Genomic DNA, 24,615 nt, shown 5'->3' on the forward strand with positions numbered 1-24,615 from the left:
GTCTGTGCTTAGAGTGCAAATGGTCGCATGTCGATTTGCGAGCCGGCTACCACACCGGGTTTGCCTTCGACCATTGACACTACAACTTCGGCGGTAACCGGTCCCAGCGACAAACCATGCATGTTGTGACCGGTTGCCACAATAACGTTCGGGTTGGTCTTCATTGGTGAAATGATCGGTAGCCCGGTTGGAGTCATGGGGCGGGGGCCGGTCCATTCATCAAAGCGTGGTTTATCAGCAATGCCTTGAATAAAGGCCGATGCCTGTGACGCCAGGTGATCGATGCGCTGCTTGGAGAATTGTTCGATCTTCGTGGAGAAGTCCATGAGGCCTACTACGCGCAGCGTACCTGACATGGGTACCCCGATGGTTTTGCGGTCAATTGATGCCAGCAGGTGACCGGGCAGGCGGTCTGGTTGGACGTGGTAGGAATAGCCGGTCCCGGAAGTGACGTGGGCTTTTTTAGCTTCAGCCAAGCCTGCAATGGCAGACGTTGTCCAAGCACCGGTGGCCACCACTGCTTTATCAAACCCACGGGTCGTTTGGCCCTGGTCGGTGCGCAACGTGGCGTGGTTGTTGGTGATGCCCACCAGTTCGGTGTGCTCCAGAATTTCGACGCCGAGTTCGGTGAGCTTGGCATGCACTTCGTCCACGAACAGACTGGGATCGATGTAGCGCTCGGTCGGTGCTAAGAACCCGGCACGCACGTGTTTATCCAAGACTGGTTCAAAGTCGTGCAGATCGCCGTCGAGCATGATCTGTCCCGGGGTTTCTTGTCCCAGCATTTCTGCACGAGCCGCCTGCTCGTCGCGGAATGCCCGGAGAGCATCAACGGAGGTATGCGTGTTGAGGAACCCATAACCGCCACCCGCCAAGGAGATGCCATCAGCGTGGTAGGAATCAAACGCTGCGAAGGCTCCCCGCACAAGCTGATCCAGATTTTGGGTATTTCTACGCACATTGGACGGCAGTGTGTTGTAAATGAAACCGGTGCCGAACGCCGTCAGCATCGGAGCGGCCAGCGGAGCAATGCCCAAATAGTGGCGATTCGAGGTGATCCCACGGAAGATCTCTTTGAGTTGTTCAGGCTGTGGCATGGGGGTCACTTGGATAGGGGTGATCTCACCGGCATTGCCACGTGCAGCACCGGAACCCACCTCATCCTTGTCTATCATTGTCACGCGGTGACCTGCGCGCGCTAACGAATAGGCAGTACACAGACCAATGAGACCCGCGCCGGCAACGAAGACATTTTGAGAAGCAGACATCGAGCAATCCTTTCGGCTTTTTTGAAACTCGGCACTAACTATTCAAGTCTACAAACACTCCTGACGCGTTTTGACAAATGCTCATGATGCATCGGCAATGCCATGTTCTTTGGGATGAAATGTGCGAAACGCCGAACTGTTACAGATGAGTTATCTCTCATTTCTTCGAATGCGTCACAACACAGAGTTGGTGGAATAATTCCACTAGTTTTGGCCCTTCGGCGTGAGGTGATTTGGGTACATCGGCGCAAGCGTAGCGAAGCGTGAAATGTGGCGAAAATCCGCGTCAGATACACACTTGACCAGCCACCGCCGTCAGTGTACAGGAAGCTATACATGCGACTAGGGTGATGGGTGTAGAATACATGTGACTAGCCTCACGACTGCCCTCCACCACCGGGTACGATGAAGCTAATGTCAGAAAAATTTCGCTGTTCGCTTTCATGACCTGAAGCGTCAGCGTCCATCTCTCACCAGGAGAAATGCATATGTCGACCATCTCGTCTCCGACCGGGCAGCAGTTGCCCGAAGAAGCCATCGGGATTCTATCTGCTGACGGGTTCTTTGACCCGACCGAAGCCGCTCAAGCTTTTGTAGAAGAAGCCTCTGCCATCGGCCACGAACGTGTTGCCGAAATGTACCGGCTGATGGCGCACACTCGCCGTCTTGATCAAGAAGGCGTGAATCTTCAGCGTCAGGGACAGCTGGTGCTCTGGACACCATCGATTGGTCAAGAGGCTGCCCAAGCCGGTGTGGTCACCGCGCTGGAGGATCGCGACTGGATCTTCCCAACGTACCGCGAACACGTGATGGCTCGTGGTCGTGGCATCCCCGATGAACACGTCTTTGATTTCTTCCGCGGCGCCGTCCACGGCGGCTGGGACCCCAACGCATATAACATGCAGCCCTATACCGTGGTGCTCGCCGCCCAGGTGCTTCACGCAACCGGGTACGCCTGGGGTATGGCCCAGAAACAGCGCGGTTGGACCGATGTTCGTCGCAAAGAAGAAGGCCGTGTCTCGATAGCCTGCTTTGGTGATGGAGCATCAACTGAGGGTGACGTCCACGAGGCCATGGTCTTTGCCGCCTCGTTCGATGCGCCGGTGGTCTTCTTTATTCAGAATAACTACTGGGCTATCTCCACGCCATTTGAAGTCCAGTCCAAGGTGCCGTTATTCAAACGCGCCCAAGGGTACGGCTTCGACGGATTCGCCGTCGACGGCAACGACCCAATCGCAACGGCCGCCGTCATGGACCGCGCCGTGGACCACGCCCGCCGCGGTAAAGGCCCGGTGCTGGTAGAAGCCCACACCTACCGCATGGGTGCCCACACCACCGCCGATGATCCCACGAAATACCGCACCAAAGAAGAAGAACAAGCACACGCCCAAGCCGACCCAATGGTGCGCACCGAAGCGTATCTGCGCCGTCGTTTTGACTATAGCGATGCATTCTTTACCGAAGTAGAAGCCGAAGGCGAAGAGCTTGCCGGCAATCTTCGCGACAAGGTTGTTGACGCGCCCGATACGGTGAGCCTGCGCGAGAAATTCGACCTCGTCTACGCCGAGGGTCACTCGCTGGTCGAAGCACAGGCCGCCGCATTCGACCGCTGGATGGAGGGCGAAGACGCGTGACCGCTGTGTTTGATGACGTTTCCACCGGAACGAAAAAACTCACGATCGGTCAGGCGGTCAACCGCGCACTGGCCGATGAATTAGCCGCAGACGAATCCGTAATGCTCCAGGGTGAAGATATCGGCGCCCTGGGCGGAGTCTACCGCGTCACCGAGGGCCTCGCCGCCCGATTCGGATCCGACCGTGTGGTGGATGCACCCCTGGGAGAATCTGGCATCGTCGGCACCTCAATCGGGCTGGCCCAGGCCGGGATGCGTCCGGTAGCCGAAATCCAGTTCGACGGATTCGTCTACCCGGCCTTCGACCAAATCGTCTCGCAGCTGGCCAAGATGCACTCCCGCTTCCGCGGCACCCAGCAGTTCCCCGTGACCATCCGACTGCCCTACGGCGGCGGGATCGGCTCGGTTGAACACCACTCGGAATCCCCCGAAGTCTACTTCGCCCACACCGCGGGCCTGAAAGTCGTCACCTACTCCAACGCGCACGACGCCTACTGGGTCACCCGGGCGGCGATCCAATCGGCCGACCCGATCATCCTGCTGGAGCCCAAAAAGCACTACTTTGTGCGCAGCGACGTCGACTTCGACAACCCGGTCACCGACCCTTTTGCCACCGTCGAAGCCCGCCCGGGCAAAGACGCCACCCTGCTCGCCTGGGGCCCACAGGTCGCCACCGCACTGGCCGCAGCCGAAGCCGGCGTCGAAGATGGCTATGACCTCCAAGTCCTCGACATCCGTGGCATCTCGCCGTTAGATATTGACACCATCACCACCGCGGTGCAATCCACCGGCCGCGCCGTCGTCATCCAAGAAGCCTCCACATTTGCCGGATTCGGTGCCGAAATCTCCGCCGGACTCATGGAACAGGCCTTTTTGAGCCTCGAAGCACCCGTCAAACGCGTAGGCGGCTACCACATGCCCTACCCGCCATCGCGGTTAGAACAGGACTACCTGCCCTCAGTGGACCGGGTCCTGGACGCCGTAGACGACACCTTCACCTACTAACGCCGCGCAAGGAGCACACATGAAGATCTTTACCCTGCCCGACGTCGGCGAAGGACTCACCGAAGCCGATCTGGTCAACTGGATGGTCAAAGTCGGCGACACCGTGACCGTCAACCAGGTCGTTGCTGAAATAGAAACCGCCAAATCACTGGTCGAAATCCCCAGCCCCTGGGCCGGAGTTGTCAAAGACCTCTTCGTCGAAGTCGGCGACACGGTCAACGTGGGCGACAACTTCTTCGCCATCCAAATCACCCAGAGCACCGACGACGATGAACCCGTCCAGGCCCCGCTGGTCGGCTCCGGGCCCAAAGAAGATACCCCCGGACGACGACGTCGCCGCCGTCCACAGCCAGAAGCAGCACCCGCCGAGCACACAACCCCCGCCGAACCAGAACCGGTTGCAGATGCTGCCCCCGCGCCGGAAGCAGCCCCGGTGCAAAAATCCGATCTCTTCACCAAAGTCTTGGCCAAACCACCCGTACGAAAACTGGCCAAAGACCACGGCGTCGACCTGAGCACGATCACCCCGACGGGCCAACACGGTGAGGTCACCCGCGCCGATGTTCAAGCCGTTCTAGACGGCACCGCTCCACAACCTGCCGCAGCGCAGAAGGCTCCGGAAGGTTCGGAGACGATCAAGGTGGCCGGCGTGCGCAAGGCAACGGCCAAAGCAGTCACCGAATCCTATACCAGCGCCCCGCATATCACGGTCTTCCGCGAAATCGATGCGACCCGGACCATGGAATACATTCAGACGCTGAAGAAACATCCGCGCTACGCAGATGTGCGCATCTCACCGCTGCTCGTATTATCTATGGCGGTCACCCAGGCGGCACTGAACACTCCGCAGGCAAATGCGACCTGGAATGGCGACACTTACACGCTGCACCATCACGTCAACCTCGGTATTGCCGCAGCCACCCCGCGCGGTCTGTTGGTTCCGAATATCAAAAACGCCCACCAACTCAGCCAGTTGGAAATGGCCGAAGCGATTCAAGAACTCACCCAGCGGGCACGCGAAGGCAAAACCCAACCGGCAGAGCTGACCGGTGGCACTATCACGATCACCAACATTGGTGTGCTCGGCCTGGACACCGGTACCCCCATCTTGAATCCAGGGGAGACCGGGATCGTGGCCTTCGGGGCGATCAAACAAAAACCGTGGGTTGTTGACGGCAAGATCGAAGCTCGCTGGGTCACCACGCTGGGCGCATCATTTGATCACCGAATTGTTGACGGCGTCGAGGCGGGCACCTATTTGGCTGATGTGGCAGCTATCCTGGAGGAACCTGCCCTATTGATCAGCTAACTGTGGAATGAGTGATTGACCGTGGCCAAACCGCACATTGCAGTGATCCGACTGACCGAATCCGGCTCCTTTGACCCACGTGTGCGAGACACATTAATCGTGGGCCCAGGCATGGGCACCTCAGTGCAAGGGCTGTTTATGGACATGGCCCGGCATCTGTCCCACCGATTCCAAGTCATCGGTTTTGATCTGCCAGGCCAGGGTCAATCACCGGCCCACCACGAATCCATCACGATCGAAGAAATTGCTGACGCCGTCGCAGAACTGGTGGAAAACCTCCGCTACACCGGCACCATCAAAACCGGATCCAAGGTCTATTTTGCAGGGTTATCCATTTCTGGTCAGGTAGCTCTGCAACTCGCGTTAGAACACGCAGCACTGTTTGACGGGATCGCAGTGCTCGCCTCCGCGCCGAAAATCGACGAACCGGAAAACTGGGAAGAGCGCTACCACCTGGTGATGGAATCTGGGACCGAAGCCATGGTCGAAATGTCTGCCAGCCTCTGGGTGGCCAACGGTTTTACCGAACCTAAAAAACTTCAAGTACAAAAAGACTCCATGGTCGCCACCGACGACCAGTCCTATGCCGAACTTTGTCGAGCACTTGCCACCTATGACGCCACCGACCGGTTAGACGAAATTGCCATACCAATTTTCATCGCAGCCGGTGACCAGGACCAGATGTGCACCGTCGAACACGCACAACACATGGCGCAACATATCCAGAACTCTAGCCTGGAGATCATTGAAAATGCAGCGCACCTGTTGCCCCTGGAACACCCCAAGCAACTGGCTGACCTGCTGGACCATAATCTCAGGTAATCTCCAGGCCAAAACTCTCAGACTATGAAACTCGGTCAGCTGCTGCTGTTTGACCTTCGTGTCGTGCACAATGGGCGCAGCAGTACATCTGATCGGCGTCTTCGACACCGTGGCCAATAATTTTCACGCCACAATTTGCACACTGCGGAGCCATCGCTGAGATAGCGCACTCGAAACTATCGAATGTACCGCTGCGATCTCCACGGGTGATGGTAAAGGCTTTGTCATAGTCATTACCGCACACATCACATGTCGCCATATCTGGCACCTCTCAAATCTCTGCACGTGGATAACGAGCTAAGAAGAAATCAGTTCTACAAGATCGCCGACCTTGTCATCGGAGATGGAACGTGCAATATCTGCCTGAGCAACCATGCCGACCAGGTCATGGCCATCAATGACTGGCAGACGACGCACCTTATGTTCCTTCATTGTGGCGATCGCTTCGTCAATCGAGTCATCTGCTCCAATAGTCACAGGTTTTTCGTTGCCGAATTCGCCTGCGGTCATCACGTTAGGATCTTTTCCGGCCGCAATGCAGCCAATGACGATGTCGCGGTCGGTCAACATACCTTTCAACCGGTTATCTTCACCGCAGATCGGCATCGAACCAACGCCGAGATCCCGGAGCTTCGCAGCCGCCTGGGTAATGGTGTCATTGACCCCGATGCATTGGGCATCAGCGGTCATGATTTCGCGAGCTGTTACCATCGTTCTCTCCTTCAATTCGGGGGAACTCTGACACTTTCCACGCTTGCAGTCAGAGCTTGCAGAGTCAACAGACCTCAGGCAGTTACCCGTGGATGCGAAGTCAGCGAGAAATATCTTGTATTTCAACCCCTAACTCTTTAGGGTCGAAGAAGGTCACTTAAAGCATCAAGTTCGCTGACCACCTTGTGAAAGGACGGTGGACCACGTGAAAACTCCCGTTCCACTAGCACATGTATTAGGTCGGATGCTGATTGTTTGTGGACTGGTTCTTGGCCTGGTCGGATGTGGTGGCCACTATCCAGCAGATCCGGATGGCACTCTGAACCGAATTAGCGGTACAACACTGCGCGTCGGTGTTTCGCACCAACCGCCGTGGACCGATACAGGGGAGGAGCACAGCCCTGATGAGCCCGGGGGCATTGAGGCTCAGCTCATTGCAGACTATGCCGCATCGATTGATGCTGAAGTTGAATGGCATGCTGGCGGTGAGGAACACCTGATCAAGTTGCTGTCGGAACGTGAACTTGATGTCGTCATTGGCGGGCTCACCGATCAATCACCGTGGTCCTCTGATGCTGGCTTGACGACCTCCTATGCGGAGTCCCTTGGCGTAGATGGCAAAACAACCAAACATGTCATGGCAGTACAAATGGGTGAAAACGCCTTTATGACGAGTTTGGAACGATTCCTCTTGGATCAAGATATTGATCAACAAGTGCCCGAGGAGATGCGTCCATGAATGCTAAGCCGACCAAACGAGTGCAGTATTTCGGGCACCATGACCTGCCCCAAGAACAACAGGACGCATTGCGCAAAGCCGTCCGGCTTGAGCGCATCACCGTGGCGTATAAGCTCATAGCGATCGCGGTAATTCTGCTGCTGGCTGGCAGCTCTCAAGCGATGAAAGCTGCCTGGATCGAAGATGCACTGTCACTATTGCCACCATTAGCGTTTCTAGTGGCTATCCGATTTATTAGTCGGGCACCAACCCCGCGCCATCCGTATGGATATCACCGGGCCATCGGAGTCGGTCACCTGGTGGCTGCTACATCGTTGCTTACGTTGGGCGGTTACCTATTTGTTGACTCTGCGATGGGTTTGGTCCAAGGCGAGCGGCCACCCATTGGCATGATAGAAATTTTCGGTCTCCAGCTGTGGGTCGGATGGTTGATGTCGGGTGCCTCGATTCTGGTTGCGATTCCGAGCGTCTTTTTAGGCCGGATGAAAGCTAAACTTGCGCCACTACTGCACAATAAAGTGCTCCATACCGATGCGGATATGAATAAGGCCGACTGGATGACCGGGTTTGCTACTGGTATCGGCATTCTTGGTGTTGGCGCAGGATTATGGTGGTTTGATGCGGCGGCAGCTATTTTTATTTCTGTCGATATTATTCGCGACGGCGTCAATAATCTCCGCAGCTGCTTGGCCGGCCTTATTGATGCACGAGCCACCACGACGGATTCCAAGCAACCGCACCCGTTGATCGCTGAAACGCGGCAGACCATCCTGAAGCTGGATTGGGTCAAAGAAGCTGATGTGCGACTCCGTGATCAGGGCCAGGTTTTCCATACCGAAGTGTTTATCGTTCCCCACGAAGGGCAACAGCCGTCACTGGAAGAAGTCGAAGACACCCGTGAACAACTCAGTGACATGGACTGGAAACTTCATGACCTGGTGATCATCCTGGTTGCTGAGCTACCTGAGGAATTCCTCCCCCAATCCGACGAATAAGCAGGGTGCGTCGCTAGTCGGCGGATTCGGAGATGGAAGAGACGATCGCATCCATCGTGTCGACAAACGCGTTGGCGTCGTCGACAGTGAAAAAGAATCCGATGGGTCGATAATTCTCTGGGTCCCGGGTATCAACCAGGGCAACTGATTTTTCATCAGAAGCGGGCAGCAGCCACACCATGGCACGGGGATTGTCGGTATCCGGGGCCGGTTTGCCGTGAACCGTTTTTAGATCAAAACCCACCCAGCGGATGCCCTGTTTGAATTTCCCCTTGCGAAACATCACAAACGGGCCACCCATGCGACCGGTAGCGGGGGAGTCCAGTGTTTTGTTGATCAGTTCCACAGCTGTTTCCGCGTCAGGTCGGTCGCGAAACGCAGCAGATCCCACGGTGCCATCGGGAGCAACAGCCACCAGGTTGAAGCGCTCACCGGTATTGTCGGAGCCGATGACCATGCCGATGTTCGGGTTATCCGGCACACCCCACTGGTCAATCGGGAAGCTCACGAGACGATTGGGTTCGTTCGCATCAGAATTCGGCATGCACCCAGATTACGCCACATCTGCTGAAGGTCAGCTGACAGTGCCAGGTCGTTCAGTGCAACGATTCGGTGAAGCAGTCCTTAAACCACTATTCTTGAGACCATGTCTAAGGTTTTGTCTTCTCTCCCCGTCGGCGAACGCGTTGGTATCGCCTTCTCAGGTGGTCTCGATACGTCTGTGGCCGTCGCGTGGATGCGCGAACACGGTTCTATCCCCTGCACCTATACCGCTGATATTGGCCAGTACGATGAGCCAGATATCGAAGGCGTCGTTGATCGAGCCAAAGACTACGGCGCAGAAATCGCCCGTTTCGTCGATGCCAAGAAGCCACTGGTTGAAGAAGGCTTCGTAGCCCTGCAGACCGGTGCGTTCAACGTCCGTTCAGGTGGCAAAACCTACTTCAACACGACCCCGCTGGGGCGTGCGGTCACCGGCACACTGCTGGTGCGCGCAATGAAAGAAGATAACGTCAACATTTGGGGCGACGGCTCCACCTACAAGGGTAATGACATCGAACGGTTCTACCGTTACGGTCTGATGGCCAACCCCAACCTGCTGATCTACAAACCATGGTTGGATGCCAAGTTCGTGGAAGAACTCGGCGGCCGTGAAGAAATGTCCGAGTGGCTCGTTGAACGCGGTTACCCGTACCGCGACTCGACCGAAAAGGCCTATTCGACAGACGCCAATATTTGGGGCGCGACCCACGAAGCCAAATCCTTAGAATTCCTCAACGTCGGTCTCGACATTGTTGAACCGATCATGGGCGTTGCCGCCTGGCGTGACGACGTCGAAGTCAAAACCGAAGAAGTCTCGATCCGTTTCCACGAGGGTCGTCCGGTGGCCATTAATGGCACCGAATACACTGACCCTGTCGCACTGGTACTGGAAGCCAACACCATCGGTGGCCGACACGGCATGGGTGTGTCCGACCAGATCGAAAACCGCATCATCGAAGCAAAATCCCGCGGCATCTACGAAGCACCAGGCATGGCCCTGCTGCACATTGCTTACGAGCGCCTGCTCAACGCGATCCACAACGAAGATACCATCGAAAGCTACTACGTCAACGGGTACCGTCTGGGCCGTCTGATGTACGAAGGCCGCTGGTTTGATCCACAGTCACTGATGCTGCGCGAATCCATTCAACGCTGGGTCGGTTCCGCCATTACCGGTGAAGTCACCCTGCGCCTGCGCCGCGGTGACGACTACACCATCCTGGACACCACCGGACCAAACCTGTCCTACACCCCCGAGAAGCTATCGATGGAGCGCGTCGAAAACGCCGCCTTCGGTCCCGACGACCGCATTGGTCAGCTCACCATGCGCAACCTGGACATCGCCGACTCACGCGCTCGTCTGGAGCAATACGCATCCCGCGGTACCCTGGGTGGCCCAACCGCCGAACTCATGGGTGAACTTGAAGTTGGTGGCGCAGAACAGATCGCGGTCTCCGACGTCGACCTCAATGCAGATCAGGAAGCCGCCGGACTCAACGCCGCATTCGATACTGGCACCGACTAAACCAATACCATTACACAACTGAGCTCTTAGCTCACCATGAGGCGCTGCACACCCCGACAGGTGTGTGGTGCCTCTGGCATATGTGCCAAAATCGACACCGTCCCAATTGGGAGTTTATCGACGTCGGTAGTACAGTGGGTGCTTTGAGGCACGCTCCAGAGTCATCATGCTCCAGAGATCATCTACAGCGTTGTGTTGTCAGCTGTGGCATTATTACCTGCACGAAAGTCTAATACTCGTGGCCTCGGACAACGACACCTGCGCAAGCTTTCCAACGCGGCGACATTACCCTGCACCGTGATCTCAAAGGAGACACAGTTTTGAATCTCGACCCCTCGGATCCTGCTACCGAGCGTAAAACTACCAAAACCCCGCTTGTAGGCAAGCTCCGTTCCAAACGAAAAATCCTAGCGCTGGGGTTGTATCCCGGCGATATTCACCCCGGCCTACTATCGGGTGTTGGGATTGACGATCAAGATCGCAACTTCAGCATCGATAAGGTTATCTTCGCCGTCACCGCATCGCTGATTGTGGCCTTCGTGCTGTGGGGCATTTTGAATCCCGAATCGGTTGGCACCGTTGCTGGCGTCGCGTTTAACTGGGCCATGGAAAACATGGGATGGCTGCTGAACCTCGCCATGGGTGTTGGATTATTCGTCATGCTGTACGTGGCGTTCGGGCGCTACGGCAAGATCAAACTCGGCAAAGACGACGAGAAGCCCGAATTCTCACGGTTCTCATGGGTTGCCATGATGTTCGGTGCCGGACTCGGCGTCGGACTGTTCTTCTATGGTCCCTCAGAACCGCTGTCGCACTTTCTTTCTCCGCCACCGCACACGCTGGCAGCCCAACAAGAGACGATGAACGCCCTGCAACAAGCAGCAGGAGAGACTCCGCAGGTCAACCGAGAAGCCATCCACCAGGGTGTCTCCCAGGCCAGTTACCATTGGGGTCTGCACATTTGGAGTATGTACGCACTCGTTGGTGGTGCGCTGGCCTATGCAACGTTCCGCCGCGGTCGGCCAACACTGATCTCGTCTATTTTCCAAACGCTCTTCGGCAAATCCAAGACGGAAGGTTTCGCCGGCAAACTCGTCGACATCTTTGCCATCATCGCCACGCTCTTCGGTACGGCGACCACGCTGGGACTGTCTGCTATCCAAATCGGACAGGGCGTCACCATCGTCAGTGGCATCGGCCCAATCGGGAACAACACGCTGATCATCATTATCGGCGTCCTGGGTGCCGGTTTTATTATCAGTGCTGTATCAGGTGTTTCTCGAGGTATCCGCTACCTATCGAACATCAATATCACCTTCACACTGGGTCTGGTGTTATTCGTGTTCTTCGCCGGCCCGACCCTGTACCTGTTGAACTTGATACCATCCGGCATCCTGCACTACATCGACAACTACCTGCCCATGATGGCCAAATCATTATCCTGGGGTCCCGAAACCGTCGAATTCCAAACCTGGTGGACCGCATTCTACTGGGCGTGGTGGATTGCCTGGACACCGTTTGTTGGTACCTTCATCGCCCGTATCTCACGTGGACGTACCCTGCGTGAATTTGCGCTGGTTACCATGGGCGTCCCAACCCTGATTCTGATCCTAGCGTTCACCGTATTTGGTGGTGCCTCGATCATCAACTCCATCAACGGGGTCGAAGGATTCAACGGCGACGCCTCCCCAGAAGCAGTGCTGTTCAATCTCTTCGGTTCCTTGCCCTTCAATGCGATTACGCCGTTTATTCTCATGGCAGTGCTCGCAATCTTCTTCATCACCGCAGCGGACTCGGCATCCGTGGTCATGGGCATGATGACGTCGCGCGGCAACCCGGCGCCCAAGAAAACCTTGGTCGTATTCTGGGGCCTGTGCATGATCGGGATTGCTATCGTCATGCTGCTGTCAGGTGGTGAAGACGCGTTATCTGGCCTGCAGAGCCTGACCTATCTCATTGCACTGCCGTTCAGTATCGTGCTGATTTTGATGGTCTGGGCGTTTTTGAAAGACCTGTCCACGGACCCTGCTCGGATTCGTTACGATTACGCAAAGAAAGCAGTCAGCGACGCCGTTATCCGCGGTATTGAAGACCACGGCGAAGAATTCGAGCTCGCCGTCAAACATTCGCCGGACGGTCGCGGTGCCGGTAGTGCCGTAGACGTCTCGGACCCGAAGTACACTGACTGGTATAAGGAAGAAGCCGCGACGAGCGCCATGAAACTGGTCACCGGTGAAGAATCTGGGCCGGTCTATGATAACGGCGACACACCGATAGACCAGCCAGAGAAGTAGTTCGGTCTACAATTCAGGCGAAAGCCGACGAGACCCCCGGGTTTCGTCGGCTTGGGTTTTAACATTTGAAGTCTTGAGGACCCGACTGGCTGACACGCAGAACGCTACTGTCAAAAATGAACTGTAGAGCTTCTACAGCACACATAGGTGTCCTTGCGAAATCACCGGATTTATCTGTCACATGCTCGGCGTGATGACATTCGCTGCCAGAGACATGATCTTTACCTTCGCCCTGTGATGCAGCACACTGGTAAGAGGTGCCCCGGAATGCCGGGGGATTTTCGTCCCTACCACTCATTGCTTTCCACAAGGGAGAAGAACTTCGATGACGCAGACCCAAGAACAAACCACCTTGCTTGACGATCCACGCTGGCATAACAACATTCTGTCCGACGGCTGGAAATCCGGGACCGGCGAAGACATTGCCATCATTGAACCAGCGACCGGTGAAACTCTAGGCACAATCGGTTCGGCAAGCCCTGACGACGTCCAAACAGCTGCCAAGAGCGCGGCGGCCGCCCAGAAAGCATGGGCCAAGATAGCCCCGACCCAGCGCGCTGCCATTCTGCGCAAAGCGGGTCTGCTGTTTGAGCAGCACGCCGAAGAGCTGCAGTCTTGGATTATGAAAGAGACCGGGGCTATCCCACCAAAAGCCGACCTCGAACTCCACGTGGCAGCACAGGAATGCTATGAAGCAGCAGCACTGTGCACCGCACCGCAGGGTGATGTGCTGACTTCAGATGAACCACGCTGGTCGTTCGCCCGTCGTCGTCCCGCGGGTGTTGTAGCCGTGATATCGCCATTCAACTTCCCGCTAATCCTGTCGATCCGTTCGGTTGTTCCAGCGCTGGCCTTAGGCAACTCTGTGCTGTTGAAGCCGGATCCGCGCACCCCGGTTACCGGTGGTCTGATGATCGCGCGCGTTCTGGAAGAAGCTGGCCTGCCCGAGAGCGTACTGCACCTACTACCGGGCGGTGGTGATACCGGTGCAGCCATGACCGAAGCCCCTGAAGTTCGTGTGGTGTCGTTTACCGGCTCAACGGCAGCAGGTCGCAAGGTCGGTGAGGCTGCCAGTCGCAACCTGAAACGCGCACACTTGGAACTTGGTGGCAACAACGCTCTAGTTGTGCTGCCGGGTGCTGATCTGGATGCTGCGGTTTCCGCTGGTGCATTCGGTGCATTTATGCACCAGGGCCAGATTTGTATGACCGCTGGACGCCACCTGGTCCACGAGTCACTAGTCGAAGAATATGTTGCCAAACTGGCTGAGAAGGCCAAGAATTTGCCGGTTGGTGATCCCGCGACCGAGGCCGTGGCACTGGGCCCAGTCATTGATGCAGGCCAACGCGATAATATCCACTCGATCGTTGAAAAGGCCCAGACACAGGGCGCCAAAGTTGAGGCCGGTGGCCAGTGTAAGGACCTGTTCTACTCACCAACCGTGTTATCTAACGTTGCTGTTGATAACACCGCCTGGGCAGACGAGATCTTCGGCCCGGTTGCTCCGGTCATGTCGTTTGCAACCATTGAAGACGCCGCCGCGATAGTGAATAACTCCGAATACGGCCTATCGGTCGGGATCCTCGGCGACGTCGGCACCGCCATGGATTTGGCTGATCAGATCGAATCCGGCAAGATTCACATCAACGAACAAACCGTCGGCGACGAAGCCAATGCCCCCTTTGGTGGTGTCGGTGCCTCCGGTACCGGATCGCGCTTCGGTGGGGCTCAAGCCAATATCGAAGCCTTTACTGAAACGCAATGGCTGACGGTGCGCTCTTCGATTGCACAGTACCCGTTCTAACGTCACGCTGCACGGGTCCCGGCCATAGCTATTTCCGGGACCTGTGCTTGTCCAAGTACTTGGGCTTTGATCGATGGGCGCCCCTATCTCCCGCGCAGTTTTCCACAGGTACCGGCTACCGTCTGATAGGAAAGACGGTGATGTTGTACATTTGCTGGCACATGAAGGAACACTTGGGGCACAATAAGGGATATGTACATGTCAGCTGATGTGATTACAACGATCATCACAGCCGCCGGATTGCTCGTAACACTCAGTGGTAGCTATTTTGCCGGCCTCGCGTGGCTGAGTCGACGTATGGACACGCGCTTCGACAAAGTGGACGCGCGGTTTGACAAAGTCGCTGAACGGTTCGACAAGGTAGATGAGCGGATTCACGGGCTTGAAGTAGAGCTCAATGAAGTGAAGATCGCGGTGGCGCGCATGGAAGGCCCAACTCCACGAATGATTTATCCTCGATGAGTTCGACAGATGGTAGCTCAGACTGGGGCTTTGGTCGCAAAAAGAAAAAGCTACGCCCCGGCGACGGCCACCGGCTCAAACCGTTCCGTGTTTGGCAAGGGCTGACACGGTCGTTATTTTATGCGCCCTTAGAAACCTCTGATGGCGGTGCGAAGCTCTATGCCGTCAACGTTAACTACTTTGACTGGGACGACACGGCTGACCTCTACCTCGATGGTGTGCATACTGCTCAAGCCGACCTGCCAGCCGAATTTCCTGTTGAGGGTGGCACAATTGAAGTTGCGACGAGCACCTACGGGCTGAAACGTATGCACTTTGTGGATCGCACCGGTCAAGCTCGAGTGCTGAAACCTGATCCCGCCAGCGCCGAGGGCCTGCGCGCCAGATTCGCGCAGCGAGCGCCTCGGACCAGTCGGCTGATCGGTATTCTCGCCGTCGTCATTTTGCTAACACTGTTGCCAATCGGGCTGCTGGACCTTGCTGAGATCATCACGCACACAGAATTTGCCCAACAATATATCGACCCGTTTACCTCGCCAATTCGATTACCAGACTGGGCGACAACACCGGCATTGGTGCTCAGCATTCTGGCAGCACTGGAGCGCGCTTTGACATTGCGAAATCACTGGCTAATCGACATGGACACCGGCTGGTTCGACTAGCGATTTGTCGCTTAGCGTTCGGCCGGTGGTCCCATCAACAATAAGGCAACATAGACCACGACGACGGTGGCCAAACCAATCACGACACTGCGTATCGGGTGGTTGATGACCCAACGCAGTAACCGGTCGTGCCAGGTGTGATCGCGAGGATTTTCGGTAGCGGTGCGTCGCCAACCACCAGCCAAGCGGCCGGTGCGATGCAACCACATATCGACCGGCACCGTGGCATACGGGATTGCCGCGGCCACAATTGAAATCGAGATCGGAGCGGGCGACCACCGCTGGTTCTTTGACACCAGGATCGCGGTGAGCGCATAGGACAAAAAGACAAAACCGTGGATCCCGCCGCCGATAGTCACCGCCACATCCCAGCCCTGGGTCGCACGCAACATTAGCCCGGCAATGAGCAGTGTCCACGAGATCACCTCCGCGACAGCAAAGAAGCGGAAGAACTTACGCGGCGTTGCGAACATGATGAACCTCGAATGCAATGTGACAGTTTGGGGACGGCGTTGAGTGCCTCGAACACCCTAGCGGATTGACCTGAAAAAAATCCCCAGAACCACGGGCTTTAGCTACCTGCGTCCAGTAATATAGGCAGCACTTCCGTACTGCCGTCGCTGCGTAGTGCATGACACGTCGCGAGATAAGGGATGCCCATGACGACGACCGAGCCAGCATCTTCCCGTCCCGTCTTTGACGCCATGACCCGCCGCGCCTCACATTCCAAAGTCACCGACCAAGCACCCAGTCATGAGGAACTTGGCGAATTGGTCAGCGTGCTGACGAGTGTGCCTGATCATTCGCGATTGCGGCCATGGCGGATCATTGAGTTGCGCGGCAAAGACCGCCAAACCCTAGGCAAAGCCCTGGCCAAGGCCAATAAGACGCCCAACGAAAAAGGCATTTCGAAAGCCACCCGAGCGCCACTGGTGCTGGCCGTCGTCGTCAGCCCGAAACACAGTAAAAAGGTACCGTACTGGGAACAAGAAACCGTGGCCGCCGGCGTCGCACACTTCCTGAGCCTGCTCTTAGCCGAAGCCGGCTGGGGCACCATGTGGCGTACCGGGCATGCCACACGCTCCAAACCGGTTCGCAAAGCCATGAAATTAGCCAAAGATGAACAGCTGCTCGGCTGGATCTACGTAGGTGGTGTGCCCGAGCATAAGCGCAAGCATAAACCACGCAAGCCCCTGGATTTGGATCAGCACTTAACCTCGCTGTAATACACAACCCCTTTCGGAAAGGGGTGAAAGCTACCACAATGGGATATGAGGCGTTGGCGAGCTACCGCGTAATCTCATAGCGCGCAACCTTGCAAACGTCTGGTCATTCGCACCCGAACCCGCTTGGAATAAGGAGTCGCACCATGACCAGTAATCCCTCGACCGTTAGCCTGCAGCAGGCCCAAACCGTGGTGGACGCATGTTTGCGCCGAGCAGCAGAGCTCGATCTGAAAATGAATGTGGCAGTCGTCGATGCTGGCGCCAATTTGAAAGCCTTTGGTCGCATGGACGACGCGTGGCTGGGCAGCATTGACATCTCAATCAAAAAGGCCCGCACGGCACGGTATTTCGATATGCCCACCGGTGACCTATCGCCCATGGTGCAGCCGGGCGAATCGCTGTATCACCTGGAATTTTCCAACGGCGGACTCATTACGTTTCCCGGTGGCATCCCGCTGAAACTCGACGACGGCACGGTTATTGGTGCGGTTGGGGTCAGCGGTTCGACCGTCGACAACGATCAAACCATTGCCGAGGCCGGTGTGGCAGCCTTCGAAGCCACACCGAAATAGCAACACCCCGTCAGGAGTGGAATAATTCATGAAAGCTGTTGTCTACAAAGGACCATTTGAAGTCGCCGTGGAAGACGTCGACGACCCTGTCATCCAAGATCCCACCGATGTGATCGTCAAAATCACCTCGACTGCGATCTGTGGATCCGATCTGCACATGTATGAAGGCCGCACGGACGCCAAACCCGGCATTACCTTTGGCCACGAAAACATGGGCATTGTTGAAGAAATCGGCTCCGGCGTCACCACCGTCAACGTTGGTGACCGGGTGGTCATGCCATTCAATGTTGCCTGTGGTTTTTGCGATAACTGCCGAGCCGGTAACTCCGCCTTCTGTCTGACGGTGAACGAACCTGGCAAGGCCGGTGGCGCCTACGGTTATGTTGGGATGGGCCCCTATGGTGGCGGCCAAGCCGAATACCTGCGTGTACCATTCGCCGATTACAACTGCGTGCAACTACCCCAGGGTGAAGAACACGAAAAAGACTTCGCCCTGCTGGCCGACATTTTCCCAACCGGTTATCACTCCACCGAATTGGCCGGTGTAAGACCCGGTGAAACCGTTGCGGTCTATGGTGCCGGGCCCGTAGGGTTGATGGCCGCCTACTCCGCCCAGATCAAGGGTGCCAGCCGGGTGTTTGTGGTCGATAACGTGCCAAACCGGCTGGAATTGGTCAAAGAATTGGGGGCTGAACCGATCAATTTCAACGACGGCGACCCTGCCCAACAGATCAGTGATGCCATCCAAGACTATGGCGTGGACCGGGGTATTGACGCTGTGGGCTACCAGGCCACCGAACCTGATGGCCATGAACAACCAGCCGTGGTGCTCAATCAACTGGTTGATACCGTGCGGCCCACCGGGGGACTGGGCGTCGTCGGGCTCTATGTGCCGTCCGATCCCGGAGCACCCGATGAGCACTCGGCCAAAGGTGAGCTGTTGTTTAGGATTGGCCGGTTCTTTGAAAAGGGCCAGACCATGGGCACCGGGCAGGCCAATGTGAAAAAATACGCCCACCGGCTGCGCGATTTAATTATCGCCGGCCGCGCCAAACCGGGCTTTGTTGTTTCCAAGGAACTCCCGTTGGCTGATGCACCAGATGCCTACGAGCGTTTTGATAAACGCGAAGAAGGCTACTCCAAAGTGTTACTGCAACCAGCACGCGGCTAGTACCTAAACTTGTCCCTGCTGTCGCGCTCGCCGTCATTCGGAAGAGCGCGACAGCGCCTTGTGTTGGGATGGCTCCTAAGCATGCCCCGATGCTTGATGCTGCTTTTCGGCCCGGAAGCGTGAGACCGCCAGAAAACCCAAGCCCAGCACCACGACATGCAACATCAGCGACAGACCCATGGCTTGGGCGAACCCGGTGTGCTTGAGGCTGACCTGCATGACCGCGCCCAGTGCTGCGGCTCCAATGACAGCACCAACCTGGCGCGACGTGTTGTACACGCCGGATCCTGCGCCAACGAGGTTTCCGGGAAGGCCACGCATTGAGATGGCCGAGTTCGCTGACCAACACATGGCATTGGACGCTCCTTGGAACATCAGCGGGATGAGCAGCCAACCGATATGCGCATCGGCTGACATCAGGATGACGAACAGTGCCATCGACGTCATCATAGAACCAAAACCGATCTTGGAGATGCGTCCCGGCGGCAGGCGGTCGGTAAGCCGGCCGAGAATGGGTGCCATCACCACGGATACGATGGCTTGGGGCAGGATGAGCAGGCCGGCAAGTTGTGCACTGAGTCCGGCGGAAAGTTGCAGATACAACATGATGGGCAGATTCATCGAGTAGACCGCGAACCCCAGGGTAGATACTGAAAGTGAACCCCAGCGGAAGTTGCGGATCTGGAACAATTCCAGCGGCACCAGGGCGTCCTGGTCGCGGTGTTGGGCTCGGCGTTGGAGCCAGATGAACACCATAAGCGCGATGAGTCCGAGCGCCAGGACAGCAAAGAGCCAGATTGGCCAGCCCAATTCGGGACCTTGTTGCAGGGTAAGGACAATGGCAAGCACCGCGATCAACGACAGGATGGCGCTGAGTAGATCGATGCGGGACACCTCGGTGGGTAATTTGGGAACCCAGACTGCTACCAGCACGATCGCCAGAATGCCAAACGGGATGTAGAGGAAAAAGACCCAACGCCACCCTAGACCTCCGGCCAGGAAACCACCGACGACCGGACCGAAGAGTCCAGATGAACTGGCAACAGCTGACCACACACCCATAGCAGCGCCACGTTTGTGGAACGGGAAGATCCGGTTGATGACGCTCAGTGGCTGTGGGTTCAGCAGTGATGCCCCGAAACCTTGGATCGCACGGGCAAAAATGAGGAACTCAATGGTGGGAGCGAACGCGCACGCCGTCGCGGCCAGCACGAAGACCGCCATGCCGACCAAATACATTTTGCGTTGACCGAACCGGTCGCCGAGGCGACCAGTCACCAGCAGTGGCACCGCGAACGTCAGCAGATACACCGCCGAGACCCACACTGCCTGGTTGACTGATGCATCTAAGTCTTCGGTAATTTGGGGCAGCGCGATGGCCACCAGCGACTGGTCCATCAGCGTAATGAATAGACCTACACACAGGGCACCAAGAGCTTTCCACACGAGGGTCATGCTATTCGCGCTGGACGCCAGTGGCCAACGGGACCTGCGGAATTTCGTATCCCGGCATCATCAGTAAGGACGGTATATTGCGCCACCGATCGAGACATGAAGCATTGCGTTAGCGAGCACGATGTACTGACAGAAACCGTATTGCGTCCTTGATAATAGTGTGCCTTGCACAGTATAGTGTGCTGCATGGTTGAGGCGTTCGAAACCCATCTTCAAGAATTGCGGCGCGGCACTATCGTGCTGGCCTGTCTGCAGTTGCTGCAATCTCCGGGCTATGGCTACGGCCTGCTGCAAGAGCTCGAAGCAGCGGGTTTCGAAACCGAAGCTAATACGTTGTATCCACTGTTGCGGCGTCTGGAAAAACAAGGGCACCTCACGAGTTACTGGAACACAGAAGAATCGCGACCACGAAAGTTCTATCAAACCTCGGAGGCTGGGCTCAGACTGGCAGGGGCCCTGTATCAAGAGTGGCAGAGATTGACCGGCTCGCTTGCTGCACTGCCCGATCAATCGCCTAGCTCGTGAGGAGCAATCCCCTATGAAAACTTCACTTTCTGAACGGTATATCACCGCTACCATCAACGAACTACCCGCTGAAATGCACGACGACGTGCGCGCGGAACTCGAAGCATCTATTGCCGATGCCATCATGGCCCGCATTGAGCAAGGCGAGGTTCGTGAAACGGCTGAGCGTGCCGTATTAACCGAACTGGGCGATCCTAGTCTCCTGGCAGCAAACTATGCGGATCGGCCACTACATCTGATTGGCCCGCGCTACTATCTCACGTGGTGGCGGTTGCTGAAACGCCTCCTGGTGATCATCCCACCGATCGTCTTCGTTATCGTCGCATTCGCTCAGGTGCTGGCCGGCGGCAATATTGGCGATATTCTGGCTGAAGCCATCGTGGCAACAATCTCGACCATTCTTCATGTGTGCTTTTGGGTCACGCTGACGTTTGTCATTATCGAACGTTCTGGGGGAGACCTTGGAATTTCATGGAGTGTAGATAACCTTCCTGAGCCACAAGACGCTCGTCGCGGGAAAGGTGACTTCATCGCATCATTGGTGTTCATCGGTTTGATGCTCGCTGCTCTTATCTGGGATCAGACTCGGGCGTTCATTCGCATCGAAGGCGAGTCTGTTGCCGTTTTGAATCCCGAGTTGTGGCCCTGGGCGATGATTAGTTTGATTGGTCTGTTGGTCCTGGAGGCTATTTTTGCACTCGTCCTGTACACCCGAGGTGGCTGGAATTTCCTGATGGCCGCAGTCAATACCCTGCTGAGTATGGCTTTTTTCAGCTGGTTTATCACCCTGTTAGTCCGAGGTGAGTTGTTCAGTGAGCAGTTCACCAACCTCTGGTCAGACAATGGCGTCCATGAGGACAACTTGTACACCCTGGCAGTGATATTCGGCTTTGGAATAGCCGTCATCTCCATCTGGGATATGATCGACGGCTGGGTCAGAGCCACTCGGTCCAACCGGTCAGCAGAATCCAAATGCGGGGCGCTCGCGACCTAATATTGAACTCGCAGTTAAATGAGCGGCCTTTTCTGTGCCAGTGACTACGTTTCTGGATGGGATAAAAAGCTGTTGAGGGTAAGTAGAAGGTTCTTATCTCCCTGGTGTTCTTGTAAGATCCTGTTTGACTCAGAAGGAAAATTATGAGTTGTATCACACCTTTGTTCAAGCTATAAACATATACCGGAAGAGGCTTGTTTTATGGCAAATGTTCTTGTGCTTGCACCTCACGCTGACGACGAAACGCTTGGTGCCGGAGGCACGATCGCCAAACACCTTGACGAAGGTGACGACGTTGCTGTTGTTATAGCAACTGGCCCGGGGAATGCATCGGACGGACATCCGCTATTCACACAAGAAGAATTCGATACGGTGCGTTCTGAGGCCTCACGGGCACTAAAAGGGTTAGGCGTATCAAGACTAACCTTCGGAGACTTACCTGCTGTCACGTATCCACAACAGCCCGTATGGCAAGTCAATAAGGAAGTGCACCGTTTAATTGCGGAGCATGAACCGGAGATTTTATATGTCCCGTTCCCTTTCGATTTACACGGGGATCATCGTTCGCTATTTCACGCTGCCAGTGTCGCTTGGCGACCGAACACGGAGATGGGGCAACGGATAAAACGCGTATTAGCGTACGAAGTGCAGTCCGAGACCCACTGGAATGTGCCATACCTTGAACCGGGGTTTACCCCGAACATATGGGTAAGTTTGAATGAAAGCCAGCTTGAGAGGAAACTTGAAGCGCTTGGGTGTTACGCTTCGCAAATGTATCCTTTCCCCCATGCCAGGTCAGTCAAGGCTGTAGAACATCTTGCCCGGTGGCGGGGGAGTCAGCAAGGCCTCGAAGCAGCCGAGGGATTCGTTCTCATTAAGGAAACCTGGTAAATCCCACCAGAAAAGATCATCATGAACAGTTCTCAAACAGCTACTTGGCAAAGCGATCACAGTACCGTTCAGTCGGATCAACTGCGTTCAACAGAACTTTGGGTTCAGCAAGAGATCCTCAACCGAAATAGCTCCTTCTACGAGAAATACGGCAAACGGATATTCGATGTCTGTGTGGCCGTAACCGCCGGGATAGCTGTTGCCCCAGTTGTAGCTACTGCTGCATTGGCTGTGAAGATCGAAACTCCAGGGCCGGTGTTGTTTCGCCAACAACGAGTCGGTAAAGGTCTGACGACCTTCAATATCTATAAGTTGAGAACTATGCGGCACGGCAACCGTTCTACTGGAGAAGTCCTTCCCGGAAATCCGGATACAACACGCGTCGGACGGGTTTTGCGCAGGTTGAAGATCGATGAGCTGCCCCAAATTTTCAATGTGCTCCGCGGAGAAATGAGCATCGTCGGGCCGCGCCCACTTCTTGCAGACACCCTTGAGGAAGTGACCGAAGATGGCAGGCATAGATTCTTAGTGAAACCGGGACTTACCGGTCATGCTCAGACCAACGGCAACATCACGTTGAGCTGGCCTGTCAGATGGCGCTATGACAGGATCTATGTCGACAACCTGTCGTTTTCATTTGATATAAGAATTCTGCTGAAAACCTTGTCAGTCATACTTTTTGGTGAAAAACCCACGGGGCAGGAATAATGGGCACACAGACTATCCGGGCTGCGGTGGTGGGAGCCGTGGGCAGTAGCGCTGTCGCAGCACGTCATATCGCGAAAAGTGGCATACAACTTGTTGGCATAGCCGGGCACGAACCTCGTCAGGAAGAGTCGCATCTCCGTAGTCTCGCGAAAGAACTGGCGGTTGATTATTTCGGATTTGAACGGGTGAACGACAAATCTGTCGTTAATCAACTTCAGGCATGGGACGTCGACTTCCTGTTCGTTGTAGGACTCTCCCAACTAGTCTCATCCGAGATCCTCTCCACAGCTCATAGGGGGTGCGTAGGCTATCACCCTACCGCGCTCCCCAAAGGTCGGGGCAGAGCACCCGTTGCTTGGATTGCTCTTGGCCAAGTTCCAGCAGCTTCGACATTATTTGAAATTGCAGAACATGCTGATAGCGGCGGGATTCTCGAGCAAGTGCCGTTTCAAGTTACCGAAGACATGGACGCGGCGGATGTTACAGCAGAATGCTTACGAACCCTCGCACAAGCGATGGACCAACTCCTACCCAAATTAGAAAAACTAGACTGGTCCCCAGTGCCTCAGGACGATAGCTTAGCTACATTCCTGGGTAAACGTGACCCAGGGGACGGCTTGATTAACTGGCATGAGTCGGCACGAGAAGTGGATGCGCTCATTCGCGCGGCAGCTCCGCCCCATCCCGGTGCATACGTTTACAGTAAGGGCCAGCGCCTCAGAATTCTACGTTCTGGCGGTGTGGTTAAAAAACCGAAAGCTGCCGGTGTCATTGGAAAAGTCCTCCGGAAAATAGGCGAGCACTACGAAGTTCAATGCGGCGATGGGGTTATTCGTATCGGCGAGATTTGCAATGATCATGGTGAGCCTGTTCACCTTCGAGACGGAACACTGTTGGGGACACGGGTCGAAGATGAACTCCATGCACTGAAGAAAAAAATACAGGAACTCGAAGCCATAGTTTCGAATCTGACGGCAGCTGATAACGAGCTGCGTGAACGGCAATAGTGCGCTGCTCACCGCTGTGCACATCGTATGTTGACCAAGACCAACCCGAGGTGCATAATCCTCTGGGCTCAAGGCGTGCGTGATGATCTTCGTTAGGATGCTCATATTTAGAGCGTCCAGAACATCGCCAAGCCAGCCCTCAAGACGCTGTTGAACGAGACAATTTCTGGCTGTCTTTTCATCCAATTCGTGAAGATTTTTTCGCCGCAAATTCCCCAATGTTGCTAGCGATAAGGGCGCTGATAACGGGGTCATCATGATCTCGGGCATTCGTGATGCCAAACCAAAACCTAG

Annotated in this window: 25 protein-coding genes; 19 read left to right on the forward strand and 6 right to left on the reverse strand. The window is 55.8% G+C overall.

Translation table 11 applies throughout. The features are described from left to right. Positions 1 to 8: 8 nt before the first annotated feature. On the reverse strand, positions 9 to 1,268 hold the full coding sequence (locus tag K8V32_RS14360; RefSeq protein WP_303909043.1) for an NAD(P)/FAD-dependent oxidoreductase: 1,260 nt from the start codon (positions 1,266 to 1,268) through the stop codon (positions 9 to 11). A gap of 488 nt (positions 1,269 to 1,756) precedes the next feature. Here K8V32_RS14360 and K8V32_RS14365 point away from each other — a divergent pair, with 488 nt between their 5' ends. From K8V32_RS14365 to K8V32_RS14380, 4 genes are read left to right on the forward strand one after another with little or no spacing between them, the layout of a single operon-like run. After that, complete coding sequence (locus K8V32_RS14365) at positions 1,757 to 2,902, forward strand: thiamine pyrophosphate-dependent enzyme (protein WP_303909046.1); 1,146 nt, start codon at positions 1,757 to 1,759, stop codon at positions 2,900 to 2,902. After that, positions 2,899 to 3,906 carry an alpha-ketoacid dehydrogenase subunit beta gene (locus K8V32_RS14370; RefSeq protein WP_303909049.1) on the forward strand — a complete coding sequence of 336 codons (1,008 nt, stop codon included), beginning with the start codon at positions 2,899 to 2,901 and terminating at the stop codon, positions 3,904 to 3,906. Before K8V32_RS14365 ends, K8V32_RS14370 begins: the two co-directional genes overlap by 4 nt. Positions 3,907 to 3,925: 19 nt before the next feature. After that, on the forward strand, positions 3,926 to 5,215 hold the full coding sequence (locus tag K8V32_RS14375) for a dihydrolipoamide acetyltransferase family protein (protein ID WP_303909053.1): 1,290 nt from the start codon (positions 3,926 to 3,928) through the stop codon (positions 5,213 to 5,215). Between the two features lie 21 nt (positions 5,216 to 5,236). Then, on the forward strand, positions 5,237 to 6,037 hold the full coding sequence (locus K8V32_RS14380) for an alpha/beta fold hydrolase (protein ID WP_303909056.1): 801 nt from the start codon (positions 5,237 to 5,239) through the stop codon (positions 6,035 to 6,037). 22 nt (positions 6,038 to 6,059) lie between these two features. Here K8V32_RS14380 and K8V32_RS14750 read toward each other — a convergent pair whose 3' ends face one another. Both K8V32_RS14750 and K8V32_RS14385 read right to left on the reverse strand, forming a co-directional pair. Beyond that, on the reverse strand, positions 6,060 to 6,296 hold the full coding sequence (locus K8V32_RS14750) for a metallothionein (protein ID WP_524536752.1): 237 nt from the start codon (positions 6,294 to 6,296) through the stop codon (positions 6,060 to 6,062). A gap of 38 nt (positions 6,297 to 6,334) precedes the next feature. Next, positions 6,335 to 6,748 carry a CBS domain-containing protein gene (locus tag K8V32_RS14385; RefSeq protein WP_303909059.1) on the reverse strand — a complete coding sequence of 138 codons (414 nt, stop codon included), beginning with the start codon at positions 6,746 to 6,748 and terminating at the stop codon, positions 6,335 to 6,337. 205 nt (positions 6,749 to 6,953) lie between these two features. Between K8V32_RS14385 and K8V32_RS14390 the strand changes: the two genes are divergently transcribed. Then, positions 6,954 to 7,487: a transporter substrate-binding domain-containing protein gene (locus tag K8V32_RS14390; RefSeq protein ID WP_303909062.1), complete on the forward strand. Its 534-nt coding sequence runs from the start codon at positions 6,954 to 6,956 to the stop codon at positions 7,485 to 7,487. Continuing rightward, the gene (locus K8V32_RS14395; protein WP_303909066.1) at positions 7,484 to 8,482 is read left to right on the forward strand and encodes a cation diffusion facilitator family transporter; all 999 of its coding nucleotides are present in this window, start codon (positions 7,484 to 7,486) and stop codon (positions 8,480 to 8,482) included. Before K8V32_RS14390 ends, K8V32_RS14395 begins: the two co-directional genes overlap by 4 nt. A 13-nt stretch (positions 8,483 to 8,495) precedes the next feature. On the opposite strand, the gene K8V32_RS14400 is transcribed toward K8V32_RS14395, so the two are convergent. Beyond that, complete coding sequence (locus K8V32_RS14400; protein WP_303909069.1) at positions 8,496 to 9,026, reverse strand: hypothetical protein; 531 nt, start codon at positions 9,024 to 9,026, stop codon at positions 8,496 to 8,498. 102 nt (positions 9,027 to 9,128) lie between these two features. On the opposite strand from K8V32_RS14400, the gene argG reads away from it, so the two are divergent. The 5 genes from argG to K8V32_RS14425 all read left to right on the forward strand — a co-directional run bounded on the left by argG (position 9,129) and on the right by K8V32_RS14425 (position 15,772). Then, positions 9,129 to 10,550 carry an argininosuccinate synthase gene (argG, locus tag K8V32_RS14405; protein ID WP_303909072.1) on the forward strand — a complete coding sequence of 474 codons (1,422 nt, stop codon included), beginning with the start codon at positions 9,129 to 9,131 and terminating at the stop codon, positions 10,548 to 10,550. A gap of 320 nt (positions 10,551 to 10,870) precedes the next feature. Further along, positions 10,871 to 12,844 (forward strand): BCCT family transporter, encoded by a 1,974-nt coding sequence (locus K8V32_RS14410; protein WP_303909075.1) that lies wholly within the window; start codon positions 10,871 to 10,873, stop codon positions 12,842 to 12,844. A 325-nt stretch (positions 12,845 to 13,169) separates the two neighbouring features. Then, complete coding sequence (locus K8V32_RS14415) at positions 13,170 to 14,648, forward strand: benzaldehyde dehydrogenase (protein WP_303909078.1); 1,479 nt, start codon at positions 13,170 to 13,172, stop codon at positions 14,646 to 14,648. 192 nt (positions 14,649 to 14,840) lie between these two features. Further along, positions 14,841 to 15,110, forward strand: coding sequence for a hypothetical protein (locus K8V32_RS14420; protein WP_303909081.1), 270 nt, complete (start codon positions 14,841 to 14,843; stop codon positions 15,108 to 15,110). Continuing rightward, positions 15,107 to 15,772 (forward strand): hypothetical protein, encoded by a 666-nt coding sequence (locus tag K8V32_RS14425; RefSeq protein WP_303909084.1) that lies wholly within the window; start codon positions 15,107 to 15,109, stop codon positions 15,770 to 15,772. Before K8V32_RS14420 ends, K8V32_RS14425 begins: the two co-directional genes overlap by 4 nt. 11 nt (positions 15,773 to 15,783) lie before the next feature. Here K8V32_RS14425 and K8V32_RS14430 read toward each other — a convergent pair whose 3' ends face one another. After that, positions 15,784 to 16,245, reverse strand: coding sequence for a DUF3817 domain-containing protein (locus K8V32_RS14430; RefSeq protein ID WP_303909087.1), 462 nt, complete (start codon positions 16,243 to 16,245; stop codon positions 15,784 to 15,786). A 186-nt stretch (positions 16,246 to 16,431) separates the two neighbouring features. Here K8V32_RS14430 and K8V32_RS14435 point away from each other — a divergent pair, with 186 nt between their 5' ends. The 3 genes from K8V32_RS14435 (at position 16,432) to K8V32_RS14445 (ending at position 18,741) form a co-directional block, all read left to right on the forward strand. Next, a complete protein-coding gene (locus K8V32_RS14435; protein ID WP_303909090.1) occupies positions 16,432 to 16,998 on the forward strand; it encodes a nitroreductase family protein in 567 nt (188 codons plus the stop codon). A gap of 143 nt (positions 16,999 to 17,141) precedes the next feature. Then, complete coding sequence (locus K8V32_RS14440; protein WP_303909092.1) at positions 17,142 to 17,570, forward strand: GlcG/HbpS family heme-binding protein; 429 nt, start codon at positions 17,142 to 17,144, stop codon at positions 17,568 to 17,570. Positions 17,571 to 17,598: 28 nt separating this feature from the next. After that, complete coding sequence (locus tag K8V32_RS14445; protein ID WP_303909095.1) at positions 17,599 to 18,741, forward strand: glutathione-independent formaldehyde dehydrogenase; 1,143 nt, start codon at positions 17,599 to 17,601, stop codon at positions 18,739 to 18,741. Between the two features lie 75 nt (positions 18,742 to 18,816). On the opposite strand, the gene K8V32_RS14450 is transcribed toward K8V32_RS14445, so the two are convergent. Next, positions 18,817 to 20,187 (reverse strand): DHA2 family efflux MFS transporter permease subunit, encoded by a 1,371-nt coding sequence (locus K8V32_RS14450; protein ID WP_303909097.1) that lies wholly within the window; start codon positions 20,185 to 20,187, stop codon positions 18,817 to 18,819. A gap of 195 nt (positions 20,188 to 20,382) precedes the next feature. Between K8V32_RS14450 and K8V32_RS14455 the strand changes: the two genes are divergently transcribed. The 5 genes from K8V32_RS14455 (at position 20,383) to K8V32_RS14475 (ending at position 24,321) form a co-directional block, all read left to right on the forward strand. Beyond that, positions 20,383 to 20,721 carry a PadR family transcriptional regulator gene (locus K8V32_RS14455; protein ID WP_303909100.1) on the forward strand — a complete coding sequence of 113 codons (339 nt, stop codon included), beginning with the start codon at positions 20,383 to 20,385 and terminating at the stop codon, positions 20,719 to 20,721. Positions 20,722 to 20,734: 13 nt separating this feature from the next. Continuing rightward, positions 20,735 to 21,715, forward strand: coding sequence for a permease prefix domain 1-containing protein (locus tag K8V32_RS14460; RefSeq protein ID WP_303909103.1), 981 nt, complete (start codon positions 20,735 to 20,737; stop codon positions 21,713 to 21,715). A gap of 201 nt (positions 21,716 to 21,916) precedes the next feature. Then, positions 21,917 to 22,606 (forward strand): PIG-L deacetylase family protein, encoded by a 690-nt coding sequence (locus K8V32_RS14465; protein WP_303909106.1) that lies wholly within the window; start codon positions 21,917 to 21,919, stop codon positions 22,604 to 22,606. A 21-nt stretch (positions 22,607 to 22,627) separates the two neighbouring features. Then, positions 22,628 to 23,314: a sugar transferase gene (locus K8V32_RS14470; RefSeq protein ID WP_303909108.1), complete on the forward strand. Its 687-nt coding sequence runs from the start codon at positions 22,628 to 22,630 to the stop codon at positions 23,312 to 23,314. Then, positions 23,314 to 24,321, forward strand: a complete 1,008-nt coding sequence (locus K8V32_RS14475) for a methionyl-tRNA formyltransferase (RefSeq protein ID WP_303909110.1) — start codon at positions 23,314 to 23,316, stop codon at positions 24,319 to 24,321. Before K8V32_RS14470 ends, K8V32_RS14475 begins: the two co-directional genes overlap by 1 nt. Positions 24,322 to 24,615 lie beyond the last annotated feature (294 nt).

Origin of the sequence: Enteractinococcus helveticum (assembly GCF_020742345.1) — a bacterium.
GTDB classification, from domain to species: domain Bacteria; phylum Actinomycetota; class Actinomycetes; order Actinomycetales; family Micrococcaceae; genus Yaniella; species Yaniella helvetica_A.

Excerpts from the sequence above, each read along its gene's own strand:
- K8V32_RS14470 (WP_303909108.1), top strand. The coding sequence starts at position 22,628 with ATGAACAGTTCTCAAACAGCTACTTGGCAAAGCGATCACAGTACCGTT.
- K8V32_RS14445 (WP_303909095.1), top strand. The coding sequence starts at position 17,599 with ATGAAAGCTGTTGTCTACAAAGGACCATTTGAAGTCGCCGTGGAAGAC.
- argG (WP_303909072.1), top strand. The coding sequence starts at position 9,129 with ATGTCTAAGGTTTTGTCTTCTCTCCCCGTCGGCGAACGCGTTGGTATC.
- K8V32_RS14420 (WP_303909081.1), top strand. The coding sequence starts at position 14,841 with ATGTACATGTCAGCTGATGTGATTACAACGATCATCACAGCCGCCGGA.
- K8V32_RS14455 (WP_303909100.1), top strand. The coding sequence starts at position 20,383 with ATGGTTGAGGCGTTCGAAACCCATCTTCAAGAATTGCGGCGCGGCACT.
- K8V32_RS14415 (WP_303909078.1), top strand. The coding sequence starts at position 13,170 with ATGACGCAGACCCAAGAACAAACCACCTTGCTTGACGATCCACGCTGG.
- K8V32_RS14435 (WP_303909090.1), top strand. The coding sequence starts at position 16,432 with ATGACGACGACCGAGCCAGCATCTTCCCGTCCCGTCTTTGACGCCATG.
- K8V32_RS14400 (WP_303909069.1), bottom strand. The coding sequence starts at position 9,026 with ATGCCGAATTCTGATGCGAACGAACCCAATCGTCTCGTGAGCTTCCCG.
- K8V32_RS14475 (WP_303909110.1), top strand. The coding sequence starts at position 23,314 with ATGGGCACACAGACTATCCGGGCTGCGGTGGTGGGAGCCGTGGGCAGT.
- K8V32_RS14375 (WP_303909053.1), top strand. The coding sequence starts at position 3,926 with ATGAAGATCTTTACCCTGCCCGACGTCGGCGAAGGACTCACCGAAGCC.
- K8V32_RS14440 (WP_303909092.1), top strand. The coding sequence starts at position 17,142 with ATGACCAGTAATCCCTCGACCGTTAGCCTGCAGCAGGCCCAAACCGTG.
- K8V32_RS14750 (WP_524536752.1), bottom strand. The coding sequence starts at position 6,296 with ATGGCGACATGTGATGTGTGCGGTAATGACTATGACAAAGCCTTTACC.
- K8V32_RS14460 (WP_303909103.1), top strand. The coding sequence starts at position 20,735 with ATGAAAACTTCACTTTCTGAACGGTATATCACCGCTACCATCAACGAA.
- K8V32_RS14465 (WP_303909106.1), top strand. The coding sequence starts at position 21,917 with ATGGCAAATGTTCTTGTGCTTGCACCTCACGCTGACGACGAAACGCTT.
- K8V32_RS14425 (WP_303909084.1), top strand. The coding sequence starts at position 15,107 with ATGAGTTCGACAGATGGTAGCTCAGACTGGGGCTTTGGTCGCAAAAAG.
- K8V32_RS14365 (WP_303909046.1), top strand. The coding sequence starts at position 1,757 with ATGTCGACCATCTCGTCTCCGACCGGGCAGCAGTTGCCCGAAGAAGCC.
- K8V32_RS14360 (WP_303909043.1), bottom strand. The coding sequence starts at position 1,268 with ATGTCTGCTTCTCAAAATGTCTTCGTTGCCGGCGCGGGTCTCATTGGT.
- K8V32_RS14395 (WP_303909066.1), top strand. The coding sequence starts at position 7,484 with ATGAATGCTAAGCCGACCAAACGAGTGCAGTATTTCGGGCACCATGAC.
- K8V32_RS14430 (WP_303909087.1), bottom strand. The coding sequence starts at position 16,245 with ATGTTCGCAACGCCGCGTAAGTTCTTCCGCTTCTTTGCTGTCGCGGAG.
- K8V32_RS14385 (WP_303909059.1), bottom strand. The coding sequence starts at position 6,748 with ATGGTAACAGCTCGCGAAATCATGACCGCTGATGCCCAATGCATCGGG.